The 17,177-nt window shown below is 72.1% G+C and carries 14 protein-coding genes; 9 read left to right on the top strand and 5 right to left on the bottom strand.

Going from position 1 to position 17,177, the window contains the following annotated elements; all coding sequences use genetic code 11:
- Position 1: 1 nt before the first annotated feature.
- Both KUA19_RS20570 and KUA19_RS20565 read right to left on the bottom strand, forming a co-directional pair.
- Positions 2 to 1,714 (bottom strand): sensor histidine kinase, encoded by a 1,713-nt coding sequence (locus KUA19_RS20570; RefSeq protein WP_217397861.1) that lies wholly within the window; start codon positions 1,712 to 1,714, stop codon positions 2 to 4.
- Positions 1,695 to 3,479: an AMP-dependent synthetase/ligase gene (locus KUA19_RS20565; protein WP_217397859.1), complete on the bottom strand. Its 1,785-nt coding sequence runs from the start codon at positions 3,477 to 3,479 to the stop codon at positions 1,695 to 1,697. Before KUA19_RS20565 ends, KUA19_RS20570 begins: the two co-directional genes overlap by 20 nt.
- A 359-nt stretch (positions 3,480 to 3,838) precedes the next feature.
- Here KUA19_RS20565 and KUA19_RS20560 point away from each other — a divergent pair, with 359 nt between their 5' ends.
- From KUA19_RS20560 to KUA19_RS20535, 6 genes are all read left to right on the top strand, one after another.
- Positions 3,839 to 4,285 (top strand): SRPBCC family protein, encoded by a 447-nt coding sequence (locus KUA19_RS20560; protein WP_217397856.1) that lies wholly within the window; start codon positions 3,839 to 3,841, stop codon positions 4,283 to 4,285.
- Between the two features lie 5 nt (positions 4,286 to 4,290).
- Entirely contained in the window at positions 4,291 to 4,824 is a 534-nt protein-coding gene (locus KUA19_RS20555) for a hypothetical protein (protein WP_217397854.1), read from the top strand.
- 154 nt (positions 4,825 to 4,978) lie between these two features.
- A complete protein-coding gene (locus tag KUA19_RS20550) occupies positions 4,979 to 5,923 on the top strand; it encodes an ROK family glucokinase (RefSeq protein WP_217397852.1) in 945 nt (314 codons plus the stop codon).
- 277 nt (positions 5,924 to 6,200) lie between these two features.
- A complete protein-coding gene (locus KUA19_RS20545; protein WP_217397850.1) occupies positions 6,201 to 6,875 on the top strand; it encodes an endonuclease/exonuclease/phosphatase family protein in 675 nt (224 codons plus the stop codon).
- Positions 6,876 to 6,967: 92 nt separating this feature from the next.
- The gene (locus KUA19_RS20540) at positions 6,968 to 8,383 is read left to right on the top strand and encodes a flavin-containing monooxygenase (RefSeq protein ID WP_308167538.1); all 1,416 of its coding nucleotides are present in this window, start codon (positions 6,968 to 6,970) and stop codon (positions 8,381 to 8,383) included.
- Positions 8,380 to 9,162, top strand: coding sequence for an alpha/beta hydrolase (locus KUA19_RS20535; protein ID WP_217397846.1), 783 nt, complete (start codon positions 8,380 to 8,382; stop codon positions 9,160 to 9,162). Before KUA19_RS20540 ends, KUA19_RS20535 begins: the two co-directional genes overlap by 4 nt.
- A 53-nt stretch (positions 9,163 to 9,215) precedes the next feature.
- Here KUA19_RS20535 and KUA19_RS20530 read toward each other — a convergent pair whose 3' ends face one another.
- Positions 9,216 to 9,797: a hypothetical protein gene (locus tag KUA19_RS20530; protein WP_217397844.1), complete on the bottom strand. Its 582-nt coding sequence runs from the start codon at positions 9,795 to 9,797 to the stop codon at positions 9,216 to 9,218.
- Between the two features lie 159 nt (positions 9,798 to 9,956).
- Here KUA19_RS20530 and KUA19_RS20525 point away from each other — a divergent pair, with 159 nt between their 5' ends.
- The gene (locus tag KUA19_RS20525; protein WP_217397842.1) at positions 9,957 to 10,658 is read left to right on the top strand and encodes a lysophospholipid acyltransferase family protein; all 702 of its coding nucleotides are present in this window, start codon (positions 9,957 to 9,959) and stop codon (positions 10,656 to 10,658) included.
- 174 nt (positions 10,659 to 10,832) lie between these two features.
- Positions 10,833 to 11,210, top strand: a complete 378-nt coding sequence (locus KUA19_RS20520; protein ID WP_217397840.1) for a DUF4180 domain-containing protein — start codon at positions 10,833 to 10,835, stop codon at positions 11,208 to 11,210.
- 121 nt (positions 11,211 to 11,331) lie between these two features.
- Here the strand turns inward: KUA19_RS20520 and KUA19_RS20515 are convergent, their stop codons facing one another.
- A complete protein-coding gene (locus tag KUA19_RS20515) occupies positions 11,332 to 14,751 on the bottom strand; it encodes an AAA family ATPase (RefSeq protein ID WP_443623179.1) in 3,420 nt (1,139 codons plus the stop codon).
- 203 nt (positions 14,752 to 14,954) lie between these two features.
- On the opposite strand from KUA19_RS20515, the gene KUA19_RS20510 reads away from it, so the two are divergent.
- Positions 14,955 to 15,251, top strand: a complete 297-nt coding sequence (locus KUA19_RS20510; protein ID WP_217397837.1) for a hypothetical protein — start codon at positions 14,955 to 14,957, stop codon at positions 15,249 to 15,251.
- A gap of 68 nt (positions 15,252 to 15,319) precedes the next feature.
- Here the strand turns inward: KUA19_RS20510 and KUA19_RS20505 are convergent, their stop codons facing one another.
- A complete protein-coding gene (locus KUA19_RS20505; RefSeq protein WP_217397835.1) occupies positions 15,320 to 16,966 on the bottom strand; it encodes a cellulose binding domain-containing protein in 1,647 nt (548 codons plus the stop codon).
- Positions 16,967 to 17,177: the final 211 nt, after the last annotated feature.

The following is a 17,177-nucleotide window of genomic DNA, read 5'->3' as shown; positions in this document are numbered from 1 at the left end:
GTTATCGCGTCGCCCTGGTGTCCTGTCGAGGGGAACCACCCACGACCACGGCAACTGTCGTCCCGACCGGGTCCCGAGGTCGAATTTCGAGCCGGCCACGGATACGTTCCGCCCTCTCCGCCATGATCGCAAGACCGTAGCGCCCGTCCGTGCGCTCGTCAGGAATGCCCTGACCGTCGTCGGACACTTCGATCAGGCCGTATGGCGGGTCGACGGTGCAGGTCACCCACAGGTTGGCGGCGGCGGCGTGCTTGCGCGCGTTGGTGATGGCCTCCTGCGCGATGCGCAGCAGTTCCGACTCGATCGAGGCGGGCAGGCGCCCGGCCTCGTCCAGAGACAGATTCACCTTCAGGCCCGCCTGGTTGCCCGAGATGCGGGCGAACTCGGCGATCGCGGCGGTCAGGCCGCCGTGCCGGTCCACCTCGCTGCGCAGCTCGAACAGGCTCAGCCGCAGCTCGGTGATGACCCGGGTGATCTCGCTGCGCAGCACGCGCAGCTCCTCGGCGGTGTCCTCGGCGCCCTCGGGCAGCGTGGCCTGGGCGTTGTCCACTCCGTACCCGATCATCACGAGTTCCTGGGCCACGCCGTCGTGGATCTCGCGGGCCAGTCGCTGCCGCTCCTCGTTCGTGGCGATCGAGCGGACCTCCTCGAACAGCAGCGCCGCCTCCAGCCGCAGCGCGGCCGGGGTCGCCGTGTTCACGATCCGGTTCGTCAGCGCCTGCGGGTAGCCGTTGGCCCCGTCGCGCTCCAACGCCACCAGCCCCACCGTGCGTACGCCCGCGACCAGCGGCACCACCAGGGCCGAGACCGGCCCGTTCTGCTCGCGGGAGCGCAGCTGGGTGCGCCCGGAGACCTGCGGCTGCTGGCTGGCCCACGCGTCGGCCACGGCCGAGTCGGAGTCCAGGCTGGTCTCCCAGGCGGCCCGGGTCGACGTGTCGTCGGCCTCCACCCCGAACTGGGCCAGCACCACCAGGCGGCCCGCGCCGCTGGCGGCGAAGACCGCGGCCCGCTGCGGGCGGCCCAGCGGGCGCAGCTCCTCCAGCAGGTGCTCGGCGATACTGCCCGGGTCCAGCGTGGCGCCGGGCAGCTGCCGGGCCACCTGGCGCAGCTGGGTCAGCAGGCGGGTGGCCTCGGCGTAGGGCTGCGGCGCCCGGCGGGCCAGCGCCGCGCGCTGCATCGCACCGGTGGTGATGGTGCCGATCGCGGCCAGGATCAGCCACTGCGCGCACATGGCGATGTAGCCGACGTCGGTCAGCTGGCGCGTGCCGTCGGGCGTGACGGTGAACCAGCCGGCGGCGGCCAGCGCCACCGTGGCCACACCGAGCAGGCCCGCCGACTCCAGCGGGCGGTTCTGCAGCATCGCCGCGGTGATCGGCACGGCCAGGTACGGCAGCAGGGCGGCCGCGCCGATGCCGTCGGTCACGGTGCCGACCTGGTCGGCGGCGAGCGCGACGGCGCTGGCGCCCAGGCCGACGAGGATGACCTCGGCGAAGCGGCCCAGTGGCGCGGCGAAGCGGTGCCGGGGCGCGATCACGGCGGGCAGCCCGGCCAGCACCAGCAGCACGACCCAGCGCAGCTCGGCGACGTCGCGGGTGGCGGCCAGGATGAGCACGGTGACCAGCGCCAACATGATCCCGCGTACGGCGATCGCGGTGATCTGTGAGGCGGGGATCCGGCGGATCAGGCTTCTGCGGTCAGCGGTGGTAGATGGCATCGATCTCGTCCGCATACTCCTTCATCACGACCGCGCGCTTGACCTTCAGCGACGGGGTCAGCTCACCGGTGGCCTCGGTGAAGTCACGGGGCAGAATGCGAAACACCTTAACGGCCTCGGCCGCCGACACCGCGCGGTTGGCTTCGGCCACCGCCAATTGGATCTCCGCGCGCAGGTCGGGGTCGTCGCACAGCTGCGAAACGGGCGTGTCCGGGCGGCCGCGCTCGGCCAGCCAGCCGGGCAGCGCCTCGGGGTCGATGGTGATCAGGGCGCCGATGAACGGCTGCCGGTCGCCGACCACCATGCACTGGCTGACCAGCGGGTGGGCCCGCACCCGGTCCTCCAGTACGGCCGGGGCGACGTTCTTGCCGCCCGCGGTCACGATGATCTCCTTCTTGCGCCCGGTGATGCTGAGGAACCCCTCGTCGTCGAGCGCGCCCAGGTCACCGGTGTGGAACCAGCCGTCGGCGTCGACCGCCTCGGCCGTGGCCGCCGGGTTGTTCCAGTACTCCCGGAAGATGACCTCGCCGCGGGCCAGGATCTCGCCGTCGTCGGCGATGGCGATGGTGACGCCGGGCAGCGGCTTGCCGACGGTGCCGATCTTCTGCGCGTCGGCCCGGTTGAAGGTGATCGCGGGCGAGGTCTCGGTCAGGCCGTAGCCCTCCAGCACCAGCAGGCCCGCGCCGCGGAAGAAGTGGCCCAGCCGGTCGCCCAGCGGGGCGCCGCCGGAGATGGCGCTACGGCAGCGCCCGCCCAGCGCGGCGCGCAGCTTGGCGTAGACGAGCCGGTCGAAGACCTTGTGCTTCAGGCGCAGGCCCAGGCCCGGCCCGCCGGGGGCGTCCAGCGCCCGGCTGTACGCGATCGCCACCGCCTCGGCCTTGTCGAAGACGCCGCCCTTGCCGCCGGCCTGTGCCTTCTGCCGGGCGCTGTTGAACACCTTCTCGAACACCCGCGGCACGCTCAGCAGGAACGTCGGCTGGAACGCGGCCAGGTCCTCGACCAGGTTCTTCACGTCGGCGGTGTGCGAGGTCTTGACCCGGCCCTGCACCACGCCCAGCTGCAGCAGCCGGGCGAACGCGTGCGCCAGCGGCAGGAACAGCACGGTCGAGGAGCCCGGGGTGAACAGCACGTCCAGGGCGGGGATGGCGTTGCCGATGTCGGAGAGCATGTTGCGGTGGGTCAGCACGCAGCCCTTGGGGCGGCCGGTGGTGCCCGAGGTGTAGACGATCGTGGCCGGGTCGTCGGCGCTGCCGCCGGTGCGGCGCGCCTCGATCTCGGCCGGGTCGACGTCGGCGCCCAGGCTGACCAGGGTGGGCAGGTCGCCGCCCTCGATCCGCCAGACCCGGCCCAGTTCGGGGGCGGCCTCGCGGACCACGGCCTCGTGGGCGGCGGTCTCGGCGAAGCAGCCGACCGCGCCGGAGTCGGCCAGGATCCACTGCACCTGCTCGGTGCTGGAGGTCTCGTAGATGGGCACGGTGACGGCGCCGGCGGCCCAGATCGCGTAGTCGATCAGCGTCCACTCGTATCGTGTCTTGCTCATCAGGGCGACCCGGTCACCGGGCTGGACCCCGGCCGCGACCAGGCCGCGGGCCGTGGCGACCACCTCGGCGTGGAACTGGGCGCAGGTGACGTCGGCCCAGCCCCCAGCGGTGCGCCGGGAGAACTGGACCAGCTGCGGCACCTCCGCCGCGTTGAGCCAGACCGGGTCGGTCAGCCGCGCGGTGTCGTCGATCGTCACCACCGGGGCCTGCGAGAACTGCCGCACCATGCGCTCCTTCGCACACTCACTCGGGCGCGCGGCGCACTCGCGCCGCCCGTAGGCGCGGCCCTCCCGCCGCCCGTCGGGCGCGCCCGCCCAACGGCCGCGTGAACGCCCGCCCCCGGCACTGTAGCGCCGTCGCAAGTGCTGCTGGTGCCCGCCTCCGCGGGCGCGACGATCGGCTGTGCTGTTGGCGCCCGCCTTCGCGGGCGCGGCGATCGGCCTTTGAAGCCGACCGCATCGGCGCGTCGCTACATCGCCTGCGGCGATGTCACGCTCCTTTACCGATGCGGTCGGCGGCCGATCGCGGGCGTGTGGGGCGCCGCGTCGCGACCGTGCCGGGTTCGACCGGTAGCCTGCTGGTCATGGCGGATTCCTCCTCCCAGTCGATCGTGATCAACGCGGACCCGGCCCGCATCGCCGAGGTCATCTGCGACTATGCCTCGTATCCCCGCTGGACCCAGGCCATCAAGGTCGCGGAAGTGCTGGAGGAGTACGAGGACGGCTACCCGGCCACCGTGCGCTTCGTCATCGACGCGGGCATGGTCGCCGACGAGTACACCCTGCAGTACGACTACGCCGAGGACATCTCGCGGATCGAGTGGCACCTGGTGGCGCCGTCGAAGATGCAGAAGGCCCAGGACGGGTCGTACGACATCGTCGACAACGGCGACGGCACCTGCACCGTGACCTACACGCTCTCGGTGGACCTCAGCATCGGCATGCTCGGCATGTTCAAGAAGAAGGCCGAGAAGGCGATCATGGATACCGCGTTGAAGGAGCTCAAGAAGCGCGTGGAAGCGGCGGGCTGAGCGACATGGACATCTCCCCCGGAACCGCCCGCGAAGAGGCCGAGCGCCTCGTCGCCGCCGCGCTGGCCGCCGCGACCCTGGCCGCCAATGCCAACCCGCACCTGGCCACCGGCTCGGCCGAGTGCTGCGTCTGCCCGCTGTGCCGGGTGATCGCCGCCGTGCGCGACCCCGACCCGGAGTTCGTCGAGCGGGTCGCCACCGGCGCCGGTGACCTTGCCGCGGGCCTGGCCAGCTTCCTGCGCAGCGTGTCGGCGGCCCGGCCGGGCACCGACGACGTGTGGCGCGACGCGACGTACGGCGGGCACGGCCACGACACGCCGGAGGCCGCAGCGAGTTCCGGTGCGGCCGCGGGCGACACGCCATCCGGCCCGGCGGCGGCACCGGCCGCCAAGAAGGTCGCGAAGAAGATTGCCAAGAAGGTTGTCGCGAAACAGACACCGGGAATTTCTGAGCCGGAAACCCCGGCGACACCCGAAGGTGTCAAGCCAGCTAAGAAGGCTGTCCGCAAGGCGACACCACACCCGCCCGCCGAGCTCTGACATCGATCTTTGCCGGGCGAGGCTTGTGGCAGCTCGCCACGGCGTTAGGGTGATGCGCAAGCAGTTCCGGTCCCGGCGCGAGCGGGGATGATCCGTCGTACGGCGTGGCACCCTGTCGTCACCGCCGGCAAGCCCAGCAAGGAAGGGTTCGGCCGTGGCACTCACCATCGGCGTGGACATCGGTGGCACCAAAGTGCTCGGCGGTGTGGTCGATCCTGACGGCACCGTAATCGCGACCTCGCGTCGCGACACCCCGGCCGGCGACGTCGCCGCGACCCGGGACGTGATCATCGATGTGGTGAAGGAGTTGTCCACCGATCATGCGGTGGACGCGGTCGGCATCGGCGCCGCCGGTTGGATTGACGCCAGTCGGTCGACGGTGCTCTTCGCACCCAACCTGGCCTGGCGAGACGAGCCGCTTCGGGAGTACGTCGCCAAGGCGGTCAACCTGCCCGTGGTGGTCGAGAACGACGCCAACGTGGCCGCGTGGGCGGAGTTCCGCTACGGCGCGGCCGCCGACGCGGAGGACTCGATGGTGATGTTCACCGTCGGCACCGGCATCGGCGGCGGCATCGTGCTCGGCGGGAACCTGGTCCGGGGTGCGCACGGCATCGCGGCCGAGATCGGCCACATGCTCGCCGTGCCCGACGGGCACAAGTGCGGCTGCGGTCGGCACGGCTGCATCGAGCAGTACGCCAGCGGCAACGCGCTGGTGCGGTTCGCGCGCGCCGGGGCGCAGGCCGAGCCCAAGCGGGCCGAGCTGCTGCTGTCGAAGGCCGACGGCCGGGTCGAGGGGATCAGCGGTCCCATCGTCACCGCCGCCGCGCAGGCCGGCGACGAGGTCGCGATCGAGGCGTTCGGACAGATCGGCTACTGGCTCGGCCAGGGCCTGGCCGACCTGGTGCAGATCCTGGACCCCCAGGTGCTGGTCGTCGGCGGCGGCGTCATCGACGCCGGTGACCTGCTGATGACCCCCACCCGCCAGTCCTACCTCGACGCGCTCGCCCAGCGCGGCCGCCTGCCGGTGGCCGAGCTGCGCGCCGCGAAGATGGGCAACGTCGCGGGCCTCGTCGGCGCCGCCGACCTCGCCCGCCGCTAGCACCGCCCCGCCACCGGCCGCCGCTCGCCGGTGGCGGGCCCCTTCCCCGCCGCTCCGCGCCCCCGCCCCGTGCCCCCCGCTCCGTCCTCCCGCTCCGTCCTCCCGCTGGGCGCCCCGAGCGTCGCGCGGGGGCGTGCAGTTTCGGGGAAGCTGCGCGAATCTTGGTCCGCTTTCGGGCACTTTCCCCGAAACTGCGCCTTCCGGCGACGCCCTGCGACGCCGCGCGTCCGGCGTGGCGCGGTGGCAAGGGGAGGGTGAGGGGGTAGAAGCGTTGGGCATGACTCTGCGCGTCGTGTCGTACAACGTGCATTCGTTGCGCGACGACCTCTCCGCGCTCGCCTCGGTGGTCCGGGACCTGGACCCGGACGTGCTGATCGTGCAGGAGGCACCGCGCCGCTGGCGCTGGCGCACCAAGTGTGCCCAGCTGGCCGACTCGTTCGGCCTGGTGATGGGCGCGGGCGGGCTGCCCGGCCTGGGCAACGTGATCATGACCAATCTCCGGGTACGCGTCCGCGAGCACTGGTGCCTGCGCTACCCGCTCACCCCCGGCCGCCACCTGCGCGGCGCCGTCTTCGCCCGCTGCGAGGTGTACGGCCGCGACCCGTTCGTCGTGGTCGGCTCGCATCTGTCCACCGACGACGTGGAACGCCCCGCGCAGGCGGCGCTGCTGCGGCCCGCGCTGGCGGCGGTGCGCGAGCCGATCGTGGTCGGCCTCGACCTCAACGAGACGCCCGGCGGCCCCTCGTGGGGGCTGCTCACCGAGGAGCTGGCCGACGCGGCGGCGCTGGCGGGCCGGGGTGACCAGGGCACGTTCCCCACCCACGGCGTGGACCGGCGGCTGGACGCGATCCTGCTGGACCGGCGGCTGGAGCTGGTCGACTACCGCGTGCACGAGACCGAGCAGGCGGTCCGGGCCAGTGACCACTACCCGCTGGTGGTCGACCTGGCCTGACCGTTTCGCCCCGCCGCCCGGTATGGACAACCGCGCCCGCCACCGGGAAAGATGCACTGCGTCTTTCGGTCATGCTCGGGTGGAGGTCGCGGGTGAGTTATTCAACGGGCTACGGCGATCCGGAGCTCGGCGGCCCCGCGACTGCGTGGCGCGACGGCTGGCCGGTGTACGACCGCAGTGGCACGGTCTGCGTGATCGGTGCCGGTCCGAGCGGCCTGACGGCGATGAAGAACCTGAAGGAGCACGGGTTCGGCGTCGACTGCTACGAGCGCGAGACCAGCGTCGGCGGCGCCTGGAACTGGCGGCACAACCGCAGCCCGGTCTACGCCGGCACGCACCTGATCTCATCCAAGCCGTTCACCCAGTTCCCCGACTTCCCGATGCCCGACAGCTGGCCGGACTACCCCAAGCACACCCAGGTGCTGGAGTACCTGGAGCACTACGCCGACCACTTCGACCTGAAGAAGAGCATCTGGTTCGGCACCGAGGTGGTGAAGGTGGAGCCCGCCGAGGGCGACCGCTGGGACGTGACCACCCGCTCCACCGGCGGCTTCGGCGGCGAGCGCATCCACCGGTACGCGGCGGTGGTCATCGCCAACGGGCACAACTGGTCGCCCAAGCGCCCCGTCTACGAGGGCCTGGACGACACCAAGATCGAGGTCATCCACTCGGCGCAGTACAAGGACGCCGCGCAGCTGCGCGGGCGCAAGGTGCTGGTCGTGGGCGCGGGCAACACCGGCTGCGACATCGCCGTCGAGGCGGCCCAGCAGGCGAGCAAGTGCTGGCACTCCAGCCGCCGGGGGTACTGGTACACCCCGAAGTTCACCCTCGGCCGCCCCACCGACCAGGTCAACGACCTGATGCTGTGGCTGCGCCTGCCGCTGAAGGCGCGGCAGTTCATCGCACACCGCACGCTCAAGTCGACCGTGGGCGACCTGACCCGGTTCGGCCTGCCCAAGCCTGACCACAAGATCTACGAGACGCACACCATCGTCAACAGCCAGCTGGTCTACCACCTCGGCCACGGCTCGATCACCCCGGTCGGCGACATCGCGCGGTTCCACCGCAACGACGTCGAACTCAAGGGTGGCGAGATCATCGAGCCGGACCTGGTCGTGCTGGCCACCGGGTACGAGACGAAGTTCGAGTTCATCGACCCGGCCCTGCTCGGCATCGACGCGCAGGGGCGCCCGAAACTGTCCCTGCACGCGTTCCCGCGCCGCCAGCCGACGCTGGCCGTGGCCGGGCTGCTGCAACCCGACTCGGGCCTGCTGCCGCTGGTGCACTGGCAGATGGTGCTGTTCGCGCGCATGCTGCGGCTGCGCGAGGCGGCCCCGGCCAAGGCGGTCGCGGTGCAGCGCAAGCTGGAGTCCGAGCTCGACCGACGCTGGACCTCGGCGAAGGTCAAGGACACGTCCCGGCACTGGTTCGAGATCAGCCACACCACGTACCTCAAGGCGGTCCAGCGGCTGCTTGACGAGGTCAGCGTCGAAGGGGCGGCCCGATGAAGGTCATCCGCGCCCGCGAGTGGGCGTTCCCCGTCCCGCCCGCGCGCCGCGAACTGCGCCGGGCCACACCCGAGGTCGACGAGGGCAAGCCGCCGGTGCTGTTCGTCCCCGGCTTCGGCCACGGGGCGTGGGTCTTCGCCGAGCACTGGCTGGAGCACGCCGCCGACCGCGGGTTCGCCGCGTACGCGGTGAGTCTGCGCGGGCACGGCGAGAGCGCCCCGGTGAAGAAGGCGGACCTGCGCGCGTACGCCCACGATGTGGCCCAGGCCGCGGCGGGCCTGCCGCGCCGCGCGGTGATCGTGGGCCACGGCGCCGGCGCCCTGGTCACCGCGCACGCGCTCGCGCGCTACCCGGCCCGCGCCGCGGTGCTGCTGTCGCCGGTCTTCGGTGGCCTGGGCACCGCGCTGCGCAACCCGATGGTGAGCCTGCCCGCCGCGTTCGGCGCCGGGCTGCGGCTGCCCGCCGGGCAGCTGTTCAGCCGGGAACTGCCCGCCAGCGCGGGCCGCGCCTACACCGCCCGCCTGGGCCGGGCCTCGAGCCGGGCCCAGTGGCAGCTGCTGGCCGGGCGCAAGCCCGAGCCGCCGGTCGGCGACCCGCCGGTGCTGGTCGTGGGCAGCCCCGACGACCGGATCGTGTCCGCCTCGGCGCTGCGCCGGGTCGCCCGCCACTACGGCGGCGCCCCGCTGCTGTTCCCGGGCATGGGCCACGACCTGATGCTCGACACGCGGTGGCGCGAGCCGATCGACGCCATCCTCGACTGGCTGGAGAAGTCGAACTGACCCCGCCGGTCACCGCCCGGCCGGACCTCCGGCCGGGCACCCAGTCGGGCCGGTCAGACCACCGCGCCGTCGTCGTGGGGCAGGTCGTCGTCCTCGTCGCCGGGGCGCAGCCGCAGCACCAGCGCGGTCGCGCCGCCCAGGATGCCGGTCAGCGCCAGCAGCATGTTCACCTGTTCGCTGAGCGGCAGCAGGCTCGTGTCGAAGAACAGCACGAAGCCGAAGATGATCGCGAACACCGACAGCACGGCCGCGAACGGGATCTTGGGCAGCGGCGGGGGCGGCGGCGGGACGAACTCCTCCGGGGTGTCGTCGGGCAGGCCCGCCCCGAACGTGTCCAGCCCGTCGAGCAGCGACGGGTCCTGCGGTCCGACCGCGCGGGGGTCGCCCGACAGCACGGGCCGGTTCAGCATCGGGCCGCCGGTCGGCCAGATGAGGCCGGTGCCGGTGGCGGCACCGCCGCTGCTGGGCGGCGCTTCTTCGGGCGCGGGCCACGTCGGCGTGGCGACCGGTTGGTCGAAGGCGGCCACGATCCGCGCGAACTCGGCGTCCACCTGCTCAGGCGTGGCCTGGTCGCCCGAGTTTCCGGGACGTGCCGGCTCGGCCGGGGTGCGGTCCGGGTCGTCGGTGGCTGGCACCTGGCACACTCCTTGGCGGCTGTAGGGGCGTTGGCGGCGGTAGGGGCTCGGTCGGCGCCGGTGGGCACCGCATCAAATCCTGACACGTTTCCCCCGACTTGCGGCAGTAGGCTCTGCGATGCATGCCACGTTCGCCCAATCAGACCTGGACGGGACTAAGTGCTCTACTGGCTGCTGAAGTACGTCATCCTCGGGCCGCTGCTGAAGCTGATCTTCCGTCCGCAGGTGGAAGGGCTGGAGCACGTGCCCGCCACCGGTCCGGCGATCCTGGCCAGCAACCACCTCTCCTTCTCGGACTCCATCTTCATGCCGCTGGTGGTCAAAAGGAAGGTCACCTTCGTGGCGAAGGCGGAGTACTTCACCGGCAAGGGAATCAAGGGCTGGCTCACCAAGATGTTCTTCGTGGGCACCGGCACCATCCCGGTGGACCGCACCGGCGGCCGGGCCGCTCAGGCGGCCCTGGACACCCAGCTGCGTGTCCTGCGCGCGGGAGGCCTGGCCGGGATCTACCCCGAGGGCACCCGCTCGCCCGACGGCCGCCTGTTCCGCGGCAAGACCGGCGTGGCACGGCTGGCCCTGGAGAGCGGCGCGGTGGTCGTGCCGGTCGCGATGCTCAACTCCGACGTGGTCCAGCCCACCGGCAAGATCATCCCGAAGGTGATGCGCGTCCGCATCCGCTTCGGCCCCCAGCTCGACTTCTCCCGCTACGCCGGCATGGCCGGCGACCGCTTCGTCGAACGCGCCGTCACCGACGAGATCATGTACGAGCTGATGGACCTCTCCGGCCGCCAATACGTCGACATCTACGCCGCCAAACTCAAAAACGCCCCCGCCCCCACCCCACCCGTCCCCGTCGGCTGACCACCCCGCCACCCCCCGGTTGATCATGAACTTGTGGCACGGCTCGACGGCGTGGCGCGGGCACGGCTTCCTGATCGACAACCTGTGGAAGGGGCGGCATCCCGGAAATCGGGATGCGGCCTGTAGTCGGGGTCGTTAGCGTGGGCGATTTGTCGCGTCGGTAAAGGGGCAGTCGTGCGTGCGGAGCTGGTGGAGATCAACGGGCTGGCGGTGCTGGTGTACCCGGCGGACGGGCCCGCCTACACCGAACGGGACATCACCGACGTGATCGGGGACGCACTGGGCAGCGGCGCCGAGTGGGTGGCGCTACCGGTGACCCGGCTCGACGAGGACTTCTTCGCGCTGCGTACGCGGGTGGCGGGCGAGATCGCGCAGAAGTTCGTCAACTACCGGCTGCGCCTGGCCGTGCTCGGTGACATCGCTCACCACGTCACGGCGAGCACCGCTCTGCGCGACTTCGTGTACGAGTCCAACCGCGGCCGCCAGCTCTGGTTCCTCCCCGACCTGGCCGCCCTCACCACCCGTCTCACTCCTTCTGCCGGCCCCGCCTGACCGGCCCCGCCTGACCGGCCCCGCCTGACCGGCCACGCCTGACCGGCCACGCCGAGCCCTGGGCCGGTGATCAGGAAGCTGTGCCTGGGACACGCCGCCGAACCGTGCCAAAGGTTCATGATCAACGTGGTTTGCGGGGGGTGCGGGGGCGGCGGGGTGGGGTTGGCGGGAGGAGGTGGGGGGCGTGGTTGCGGGCGGCGAAGTCGTGCAGCTCGGTGAGGAGGGGCTGGGGGAGGGCGCCGGCGCGGGCGGCCCAGGACAGGGACAGGGCGCGGTCGCTGGCGTCGCCGATGCGGGCGAAGTGGGTCGCCGCGGTGAGGTGGTCGCCCGAGACGGTGGCCAGGGCGGCCAGGACCCAGGGCGTACGCCGGGGCGACAGCTCCAGCATCACGCGCACCCGGGCCGCCGCCTCCTCGCCGAGCAGGCTGCCCGCGTGTCCCGCCGCGGCCGCCCACTCGCCGTACGGCAGCGTCACCCGGGCCCGCCAGTCCCGGTCCAGTTCGGACAGCAGTGACAGTGCCTGGTCGGTCCGACCCTGCAGTGCTCGGCACAGCGCCGCGTGCGCCGCCGCGCCCCGCAGCACCCGGTGGAAACCGCTGCCCCGGGCCAGGTGCAGCACCTTCTCGATCGCGTCGTCGTCGGTCGGCTCGCCGCGCAGCACCCGGATCCAGGACGAGGTCAGCACCGAGGTGGCGTCCCATTCGGCGGCGTCGGTGCGCATCGTCTCGCTGATCGCCCGCACCTGGGTCGCCCAGTCGCCCGCGAAGTACGCGTCGGCCGCTTCCTTGTGGAAGTTGGTGGCCAGGCTCAGCCCGCCCGCCACGTCCACGGTGCGCTGCTCGGTCAGCAGCCGGTAGTGCCGGGAGAGGTCGCCCTCCTCCAGGCAGGCCCAGGCCAGGTTCTGCACCGCGCGGCGGCGGCTGGTCAACCGGTGCTCGCGGCAGTGGTTGGTGAGCAGCTCCAGGTCGGCGAAGCCGGTGGGGTCCCCGGCCTGGTAGCGGGTGGTGGCCGAGGTGATGCGGGCGTTCGCGCGGGCCTCGGCCAGCCCGAGCCGGTCGGCGATGTCGGCGGCGGCCTCGGACGCGGCGATGGCCGGTTCGGTCTCGAAGTTCATCATGTGCACCCGGGCCAGCTCGAGCAGCGCCTCGGCCTTCTCCAGGGTCTCGGGCAGTTCCTCGTACCGTTCGACGGCGGCGTCCAGGTAGGCCAGGGTGGCGGCGCGGTCGGCGCGGCTCCAGGCGACCGTGCCGAGCAGGGTCAGCGCCCGCGCGGCGGCGGCCCGCTCACCGGCCCGGGTCAGCTCCTCGACCAGGTCGGACAGCTGCCGCAAGCCGCTGCCGTCGGCGAACGAGCCGGTGTCGCGGAACAGGGCCAGTTCGGTGGCGAACAGTTCGAGCACCGGGTCGGCGTCGAGTTTGAGGCTCAGCGCGCGGTCGACCAGGACGGCCGCGGCGTCCAGCGCGTGCAGGGCGTACGCGCGCCGCGCCGCCCGGTGCAGCGCGTTGCGGGCGGGCTGGGCGTACGGCGTGGGGTCCATGCCCAGCGTGCGGGCGATCTCGTGCGCCGCCCACCGGTGGTTGGCCAGCACCTCGGCCAGGTCGGTGGCCCGGTTGTCGCTGATCTGCTCCAACCAGTCGGCGGTGCGCTGATGCCTGCTGACCCGCTCGGCCCGGGGCAGCCGCTGGTAGCAGACGTCGCGGACGAGCACGTGCCGGAAGCCGTACTCGGGCTCGCCCGCCATGGCGGAGGTGGGGTGCTCGGCGACGATGTCGCGCTGCTGCAGGCGGCGCAGCGAGCGCACCACCACGTCGGGCGTGACGTTGAGCGCGGCGGCGACCGGGCCGGGCCAGAACTGGCTGCCGACCACCGCGGCGGCCTGCAGCACCGCGCGGTCGGTGCCGTCGAGCAGGTCGAGGCGGTTGGCGATGACCGCCTGCACGGTCTGCGGCATCGGCGTGGTGTCGGCCAGCGCCCAGTTGGCCCCGACCGGGCGCAGCTCACCCCGTTCCACCAGCATCCGGACGAACTCGTGGGCGTAGAGCGGATTGCCACCGGCCAGCTCGACCAGGGGCGCGACCCCGGTGCTGGGGAAGACCGCCTGGCCGAACATCAGCCGGTACATCGCGGCGATGTGCTCGTCGTGCATCGGGCCCAGCGACACCGACACCGCGCCGGTGACCGCGCTGGTCCAGTCCGGACGGCGCTCGCGCAGCTCGGGCCGGGCGGTCGCGACGACCAGCAGCGGCACGCCGGGGCCGATGCTGCCGAGCATCTCCACGAAGCGCAGCATCGCCTCGTCGGCCCAGTGCATGTCCTCGAAGACCAGCACGGTCGGCGACGCCGTCGTCATCGCCAGCAGGAACCGTCGCCAGGCCGACTCGGTCTCGCCGGGGCTCAGGCCCGCGCCGGGCAGGCCGACCAGCGGGCCGAGCGCGTCGGCCAGCCGGGCCGCCTCCAGTTCGCCGACCATCGCCTTGAGCGCGGTCTCCAGCCGCGTCCGGGCGGTCGCCTCGTCGTCGGTGTCCAGCATGCCGACCTGTGCCTTGACGATCTCGGCCAGCGCCGCGAACGTCACGTTCTCGCCGAACGGGGGGCAGTGGCCGACCCGCCAGGTGACGGTGGTGTCGGGGATGCGCTCGGCGTGGCGGAACAGCTCGCGCAGCAGCCGGCTCTTGCCGATGCCCGCCGGGCCGAACACGGTGACCAGTTGGGTGCTGCGGTCGCGGATGGTGCGGTGCAGCGCGGTGACCAGCAGGCCGCGCTCGTGGTCGCGGTTGACCATGGGGGTGGACTCGTCCCGGTCGCGTCGGCGCAGTCGGGCCGCGACGGCCAGGAAGACACGGGTGCTGGCGGTACGCCCGCGCAGGGTCTGGGCCGGACGCTCGTCGTACTCGATGTCGTCGGCGGTGCCGCGGGCGGTCTCGGCGCACACCAGCACCGAGCCGGGCTCGGCGGCGGCCTGTAGTCGGGCGGCGGTGTTGACGACGTCCCCGGCGACGATGGCCTGACCGCCGTCGCGGGCGGCACCGACGTCCACCAGCGCCTCGCCGGTGGCGACCCCGGCCCGGAAGGCGATCGCCTCGGCCAGGCGGCCGCGGCCGAGCACCCGCTGCGCCTCCAGCCCGGCCCGCACCGCGCGCAGCGCGTCGGTCTCGGTCGCCACGGGCGCGCCGAAGATGGCCATCACCGCGTCGCCGATGTACTTCTCGACCACGCCGCCGTACTGGCGCACCACCTGGCGGACGGTGGCGAAGTACTCCTGCTGCAGCGTGCGCACCTGCTCGGGGTCGACCTGCTCGGAGAAGGTGGTGAAGCCCACCATGTCCAGGAAGAGCACGCTGACCTGACGCCGGTCCTCGTGCACGACGGCTGCCGTCGGGGAGGTCAGCGGACTGCCGCAACCGGTGCAGAACGCGTCGCCGAAGGCCACCGCGCGTCCGCAGTGGACACACGGTGGGGTGAGGCTCGCCCCGCAGCCGCCGCAGAACCTGTCGTCCGGGCCCGCCACTCGGGAACAGTGCACGCAAGTAGGGGTGTTCACGTCTCCGCCAGTTCGCCGGAGGTCCAGTATGGCCTGACCACCGGGAATGTTGTCGTCCAGGTGTAGCTAACTCGACAAGGGGCGTACGGCAACACCGCCGCGCGGCTACAGTTTCGTGCACACAAGACCGTGACGTTGGTCGCGGTCCTGGTGGATCGCTGTTCGATCGAATTGTGCCGATCGCGGGGGAGGCCGAGCAAACGATGTTGGTGCGACTGGCGGTCGCCTGGACCGACCCCTTCGGGGTCGCACACGGCGTTGGCGAGCTTGTCGACATCGACGCGGTCACCCTCGCCGAGCTTGAGGAGCTGGGAGTGGTGGAGAACGTCGAGCAGGTCTCCGGATCTGACAAGTGGGTGGGCCCCGGTTCGCCGAAGCCGGACGCCGAGGCCAGCGGTTGGGTCGGGCCCGGCGCGCCCCCGTCGGGCGACCCGGACAAGGCATGGGTGGGCCCGGGTTCGCCGACCCCGGACGACCCGGACGAGCCGCAGGAGCCCTGAGGCTGTGGACCAGGGCGGGCCGATGGTGATCGGCCCGCCCTCGTCGTGTCCGGGTACGGACGGTCGGGTCAGGCGGTGGCGCAGGCGACGCCGTTGAGCTTGAAGTTGCTCGGTACGGCGGTCGTTCCGCCGCCGGTGAAGCTGGCGGTCCAGCTCTGGCCCGGCGCCAGGTTGGGCGCCCAGGAGGGCGCGGTGATGGTGACCGTGCTGCCGCTGACGGTCCACATCCCGTTCCAGCCGTTGACCACGGTCTGGCCGCTGGCCAGGGTGAACGTCAGCACCCAGTTGGTGAACGTGGTGGTGCCGGTGTTCGCGATGACGACCGAGGCGTTGAAGCCGCCCTGCCAGGAGTTGTCGATGCGGTACGTCACCCGGCAGGCCGCCCCGGTGTTCGGGCTCGTGCTCGGCGACGGGCTGGCCGACCGGCTGGGCGAGACGCTCGGGGACGGGCTGGCCGACCGCGACGGGCTCGGCGAGAGGCTCGGCGAGGGGCTGGCCGACCGGGACGGGCTCGGGCTGACCGCCACGCCGCTCTTGGCGGCCATGTTCTGCGAGTGGGTACGGAATACCGCGTGCTCCGCGCACCCCTCACCCGAGTCGAACCCGCCGCAGTTGGTGTTGGCCGGATACCACCAGAACGCGTCCCCGTCGCCGCCGCTGGCCTCCATCTCGGCATAGATCTCGGTCCACCAGGTGGTCTTGTTGTCGTGGGCGTTCCACTCGCCGAGGAAGAACGGCTTGCCGACCAGGGTGTGCGAGTCGCTGATCCACTTCTTGAGCAGGGTGCGCGCCGAGGCGTAGTTCAGGCCCGCCCAGCCCTCGGTCGGATACATGTGCGCCGAGGTGAAGTCGATGTAGGGCGACTGCTGGATGTAGACGAACGGGCCCCCGGAGTCGCCGCCGTAGCCGTAGGCGGTCTCCTGGCCCTCCTGGCCGGTGCCGAGCAGGTGGTTGGGGTCCAGGCTCTTGACGTACGCGCCCATCTCGTCGACCCAGGCCCGCAGCGTGGTGCCGGTGGTGTTCTCGTTGGGGGTGGCGTCGGGGTAGCGGGGCTCGTTCATGAGCTCCCAGGCCAGGATCGTCGGGTCGTTCTTCCAGGCCACGCCGGTGATCGAGTTGGTCCGCGTCAGCGCCTTCTGGACGTAGTTCTTGTACTGGGTGAAGCAGCCGGGGCAGGCGGTCTTGTTGAAGAAGCGCCAGCGGTTGGCGTACCCGGTGGGCAGGCCCTCCCAGGCCAGGCGCTTGTCGATGCCGCCGTACGCCTCCCAGAAGTTCTCGAACACCGGGATGAGCCGGATGCTGTGCTCGCGGGCGGACTTGATGACGTAGTCGAAGAGGACGAACGCCTCCTCGGTGTAGACGCCCTTGGCGGCCTCGAACCCCATCCAGTCCTCGTGGCTGAACATCCACAGGCGCAGCACCTGCACCTTGTCGTTCTGCAGCCGGAGCATGTGCGCGTCGATCTTGGCCTTGTCGACGTACTGCTCGCCGGGCAGCCAGTCGTAGCCGAAGGTGAACACGTCGTAGGTGTTGGTGCCGGCGAAGTAGTACGGCCGGTTGTCGAGGCAGAAGCGGATGCCGCAGCGGGTGATGAAGCTGTCGCGCGGATCGGCGGCCCGCGCGGCCGGGGCGCCGACGAACGGCAGCGCCAGGGTGACGGCCGCGAGCACCGCCGCGAGCGCGGCGAGCAGCGACCGCCGCGAATTTCTGGACATGGGGACTCCTCAGAGGGGCGGAACGGCCGGTCCCGTACGGCGGTCGGGCAACCGCGACTGCCGGGACGGCCATCTATGGAAGCGCTCCCATGCTAGGGCAGTCCATTCGCGAGGTAAAGCGGTTCAGTGGTGACACGGAAGCGGCGCCGGGGCCCCCCCCCCCCCCGCGCGCCGCCCGGGACACACCCGCGCGGACAAGCCCCCCCCCCCG

It is taken from the genome of Catellatospora tritici (assembly GCF_019083965.1).
In the GTDB taxonomy this organism is placed as follows: domain Bacteria; phylum Actinomycetota; class Actinomycetes; order Mycobacteriales; family Micromonosporaceae; genus Catellatospora; species Catellatospora tritici.
Note: the sequence above shows the minus strand (reverse complement) of the source record. Positions and strands in the feature narration are given on the sequence as shown.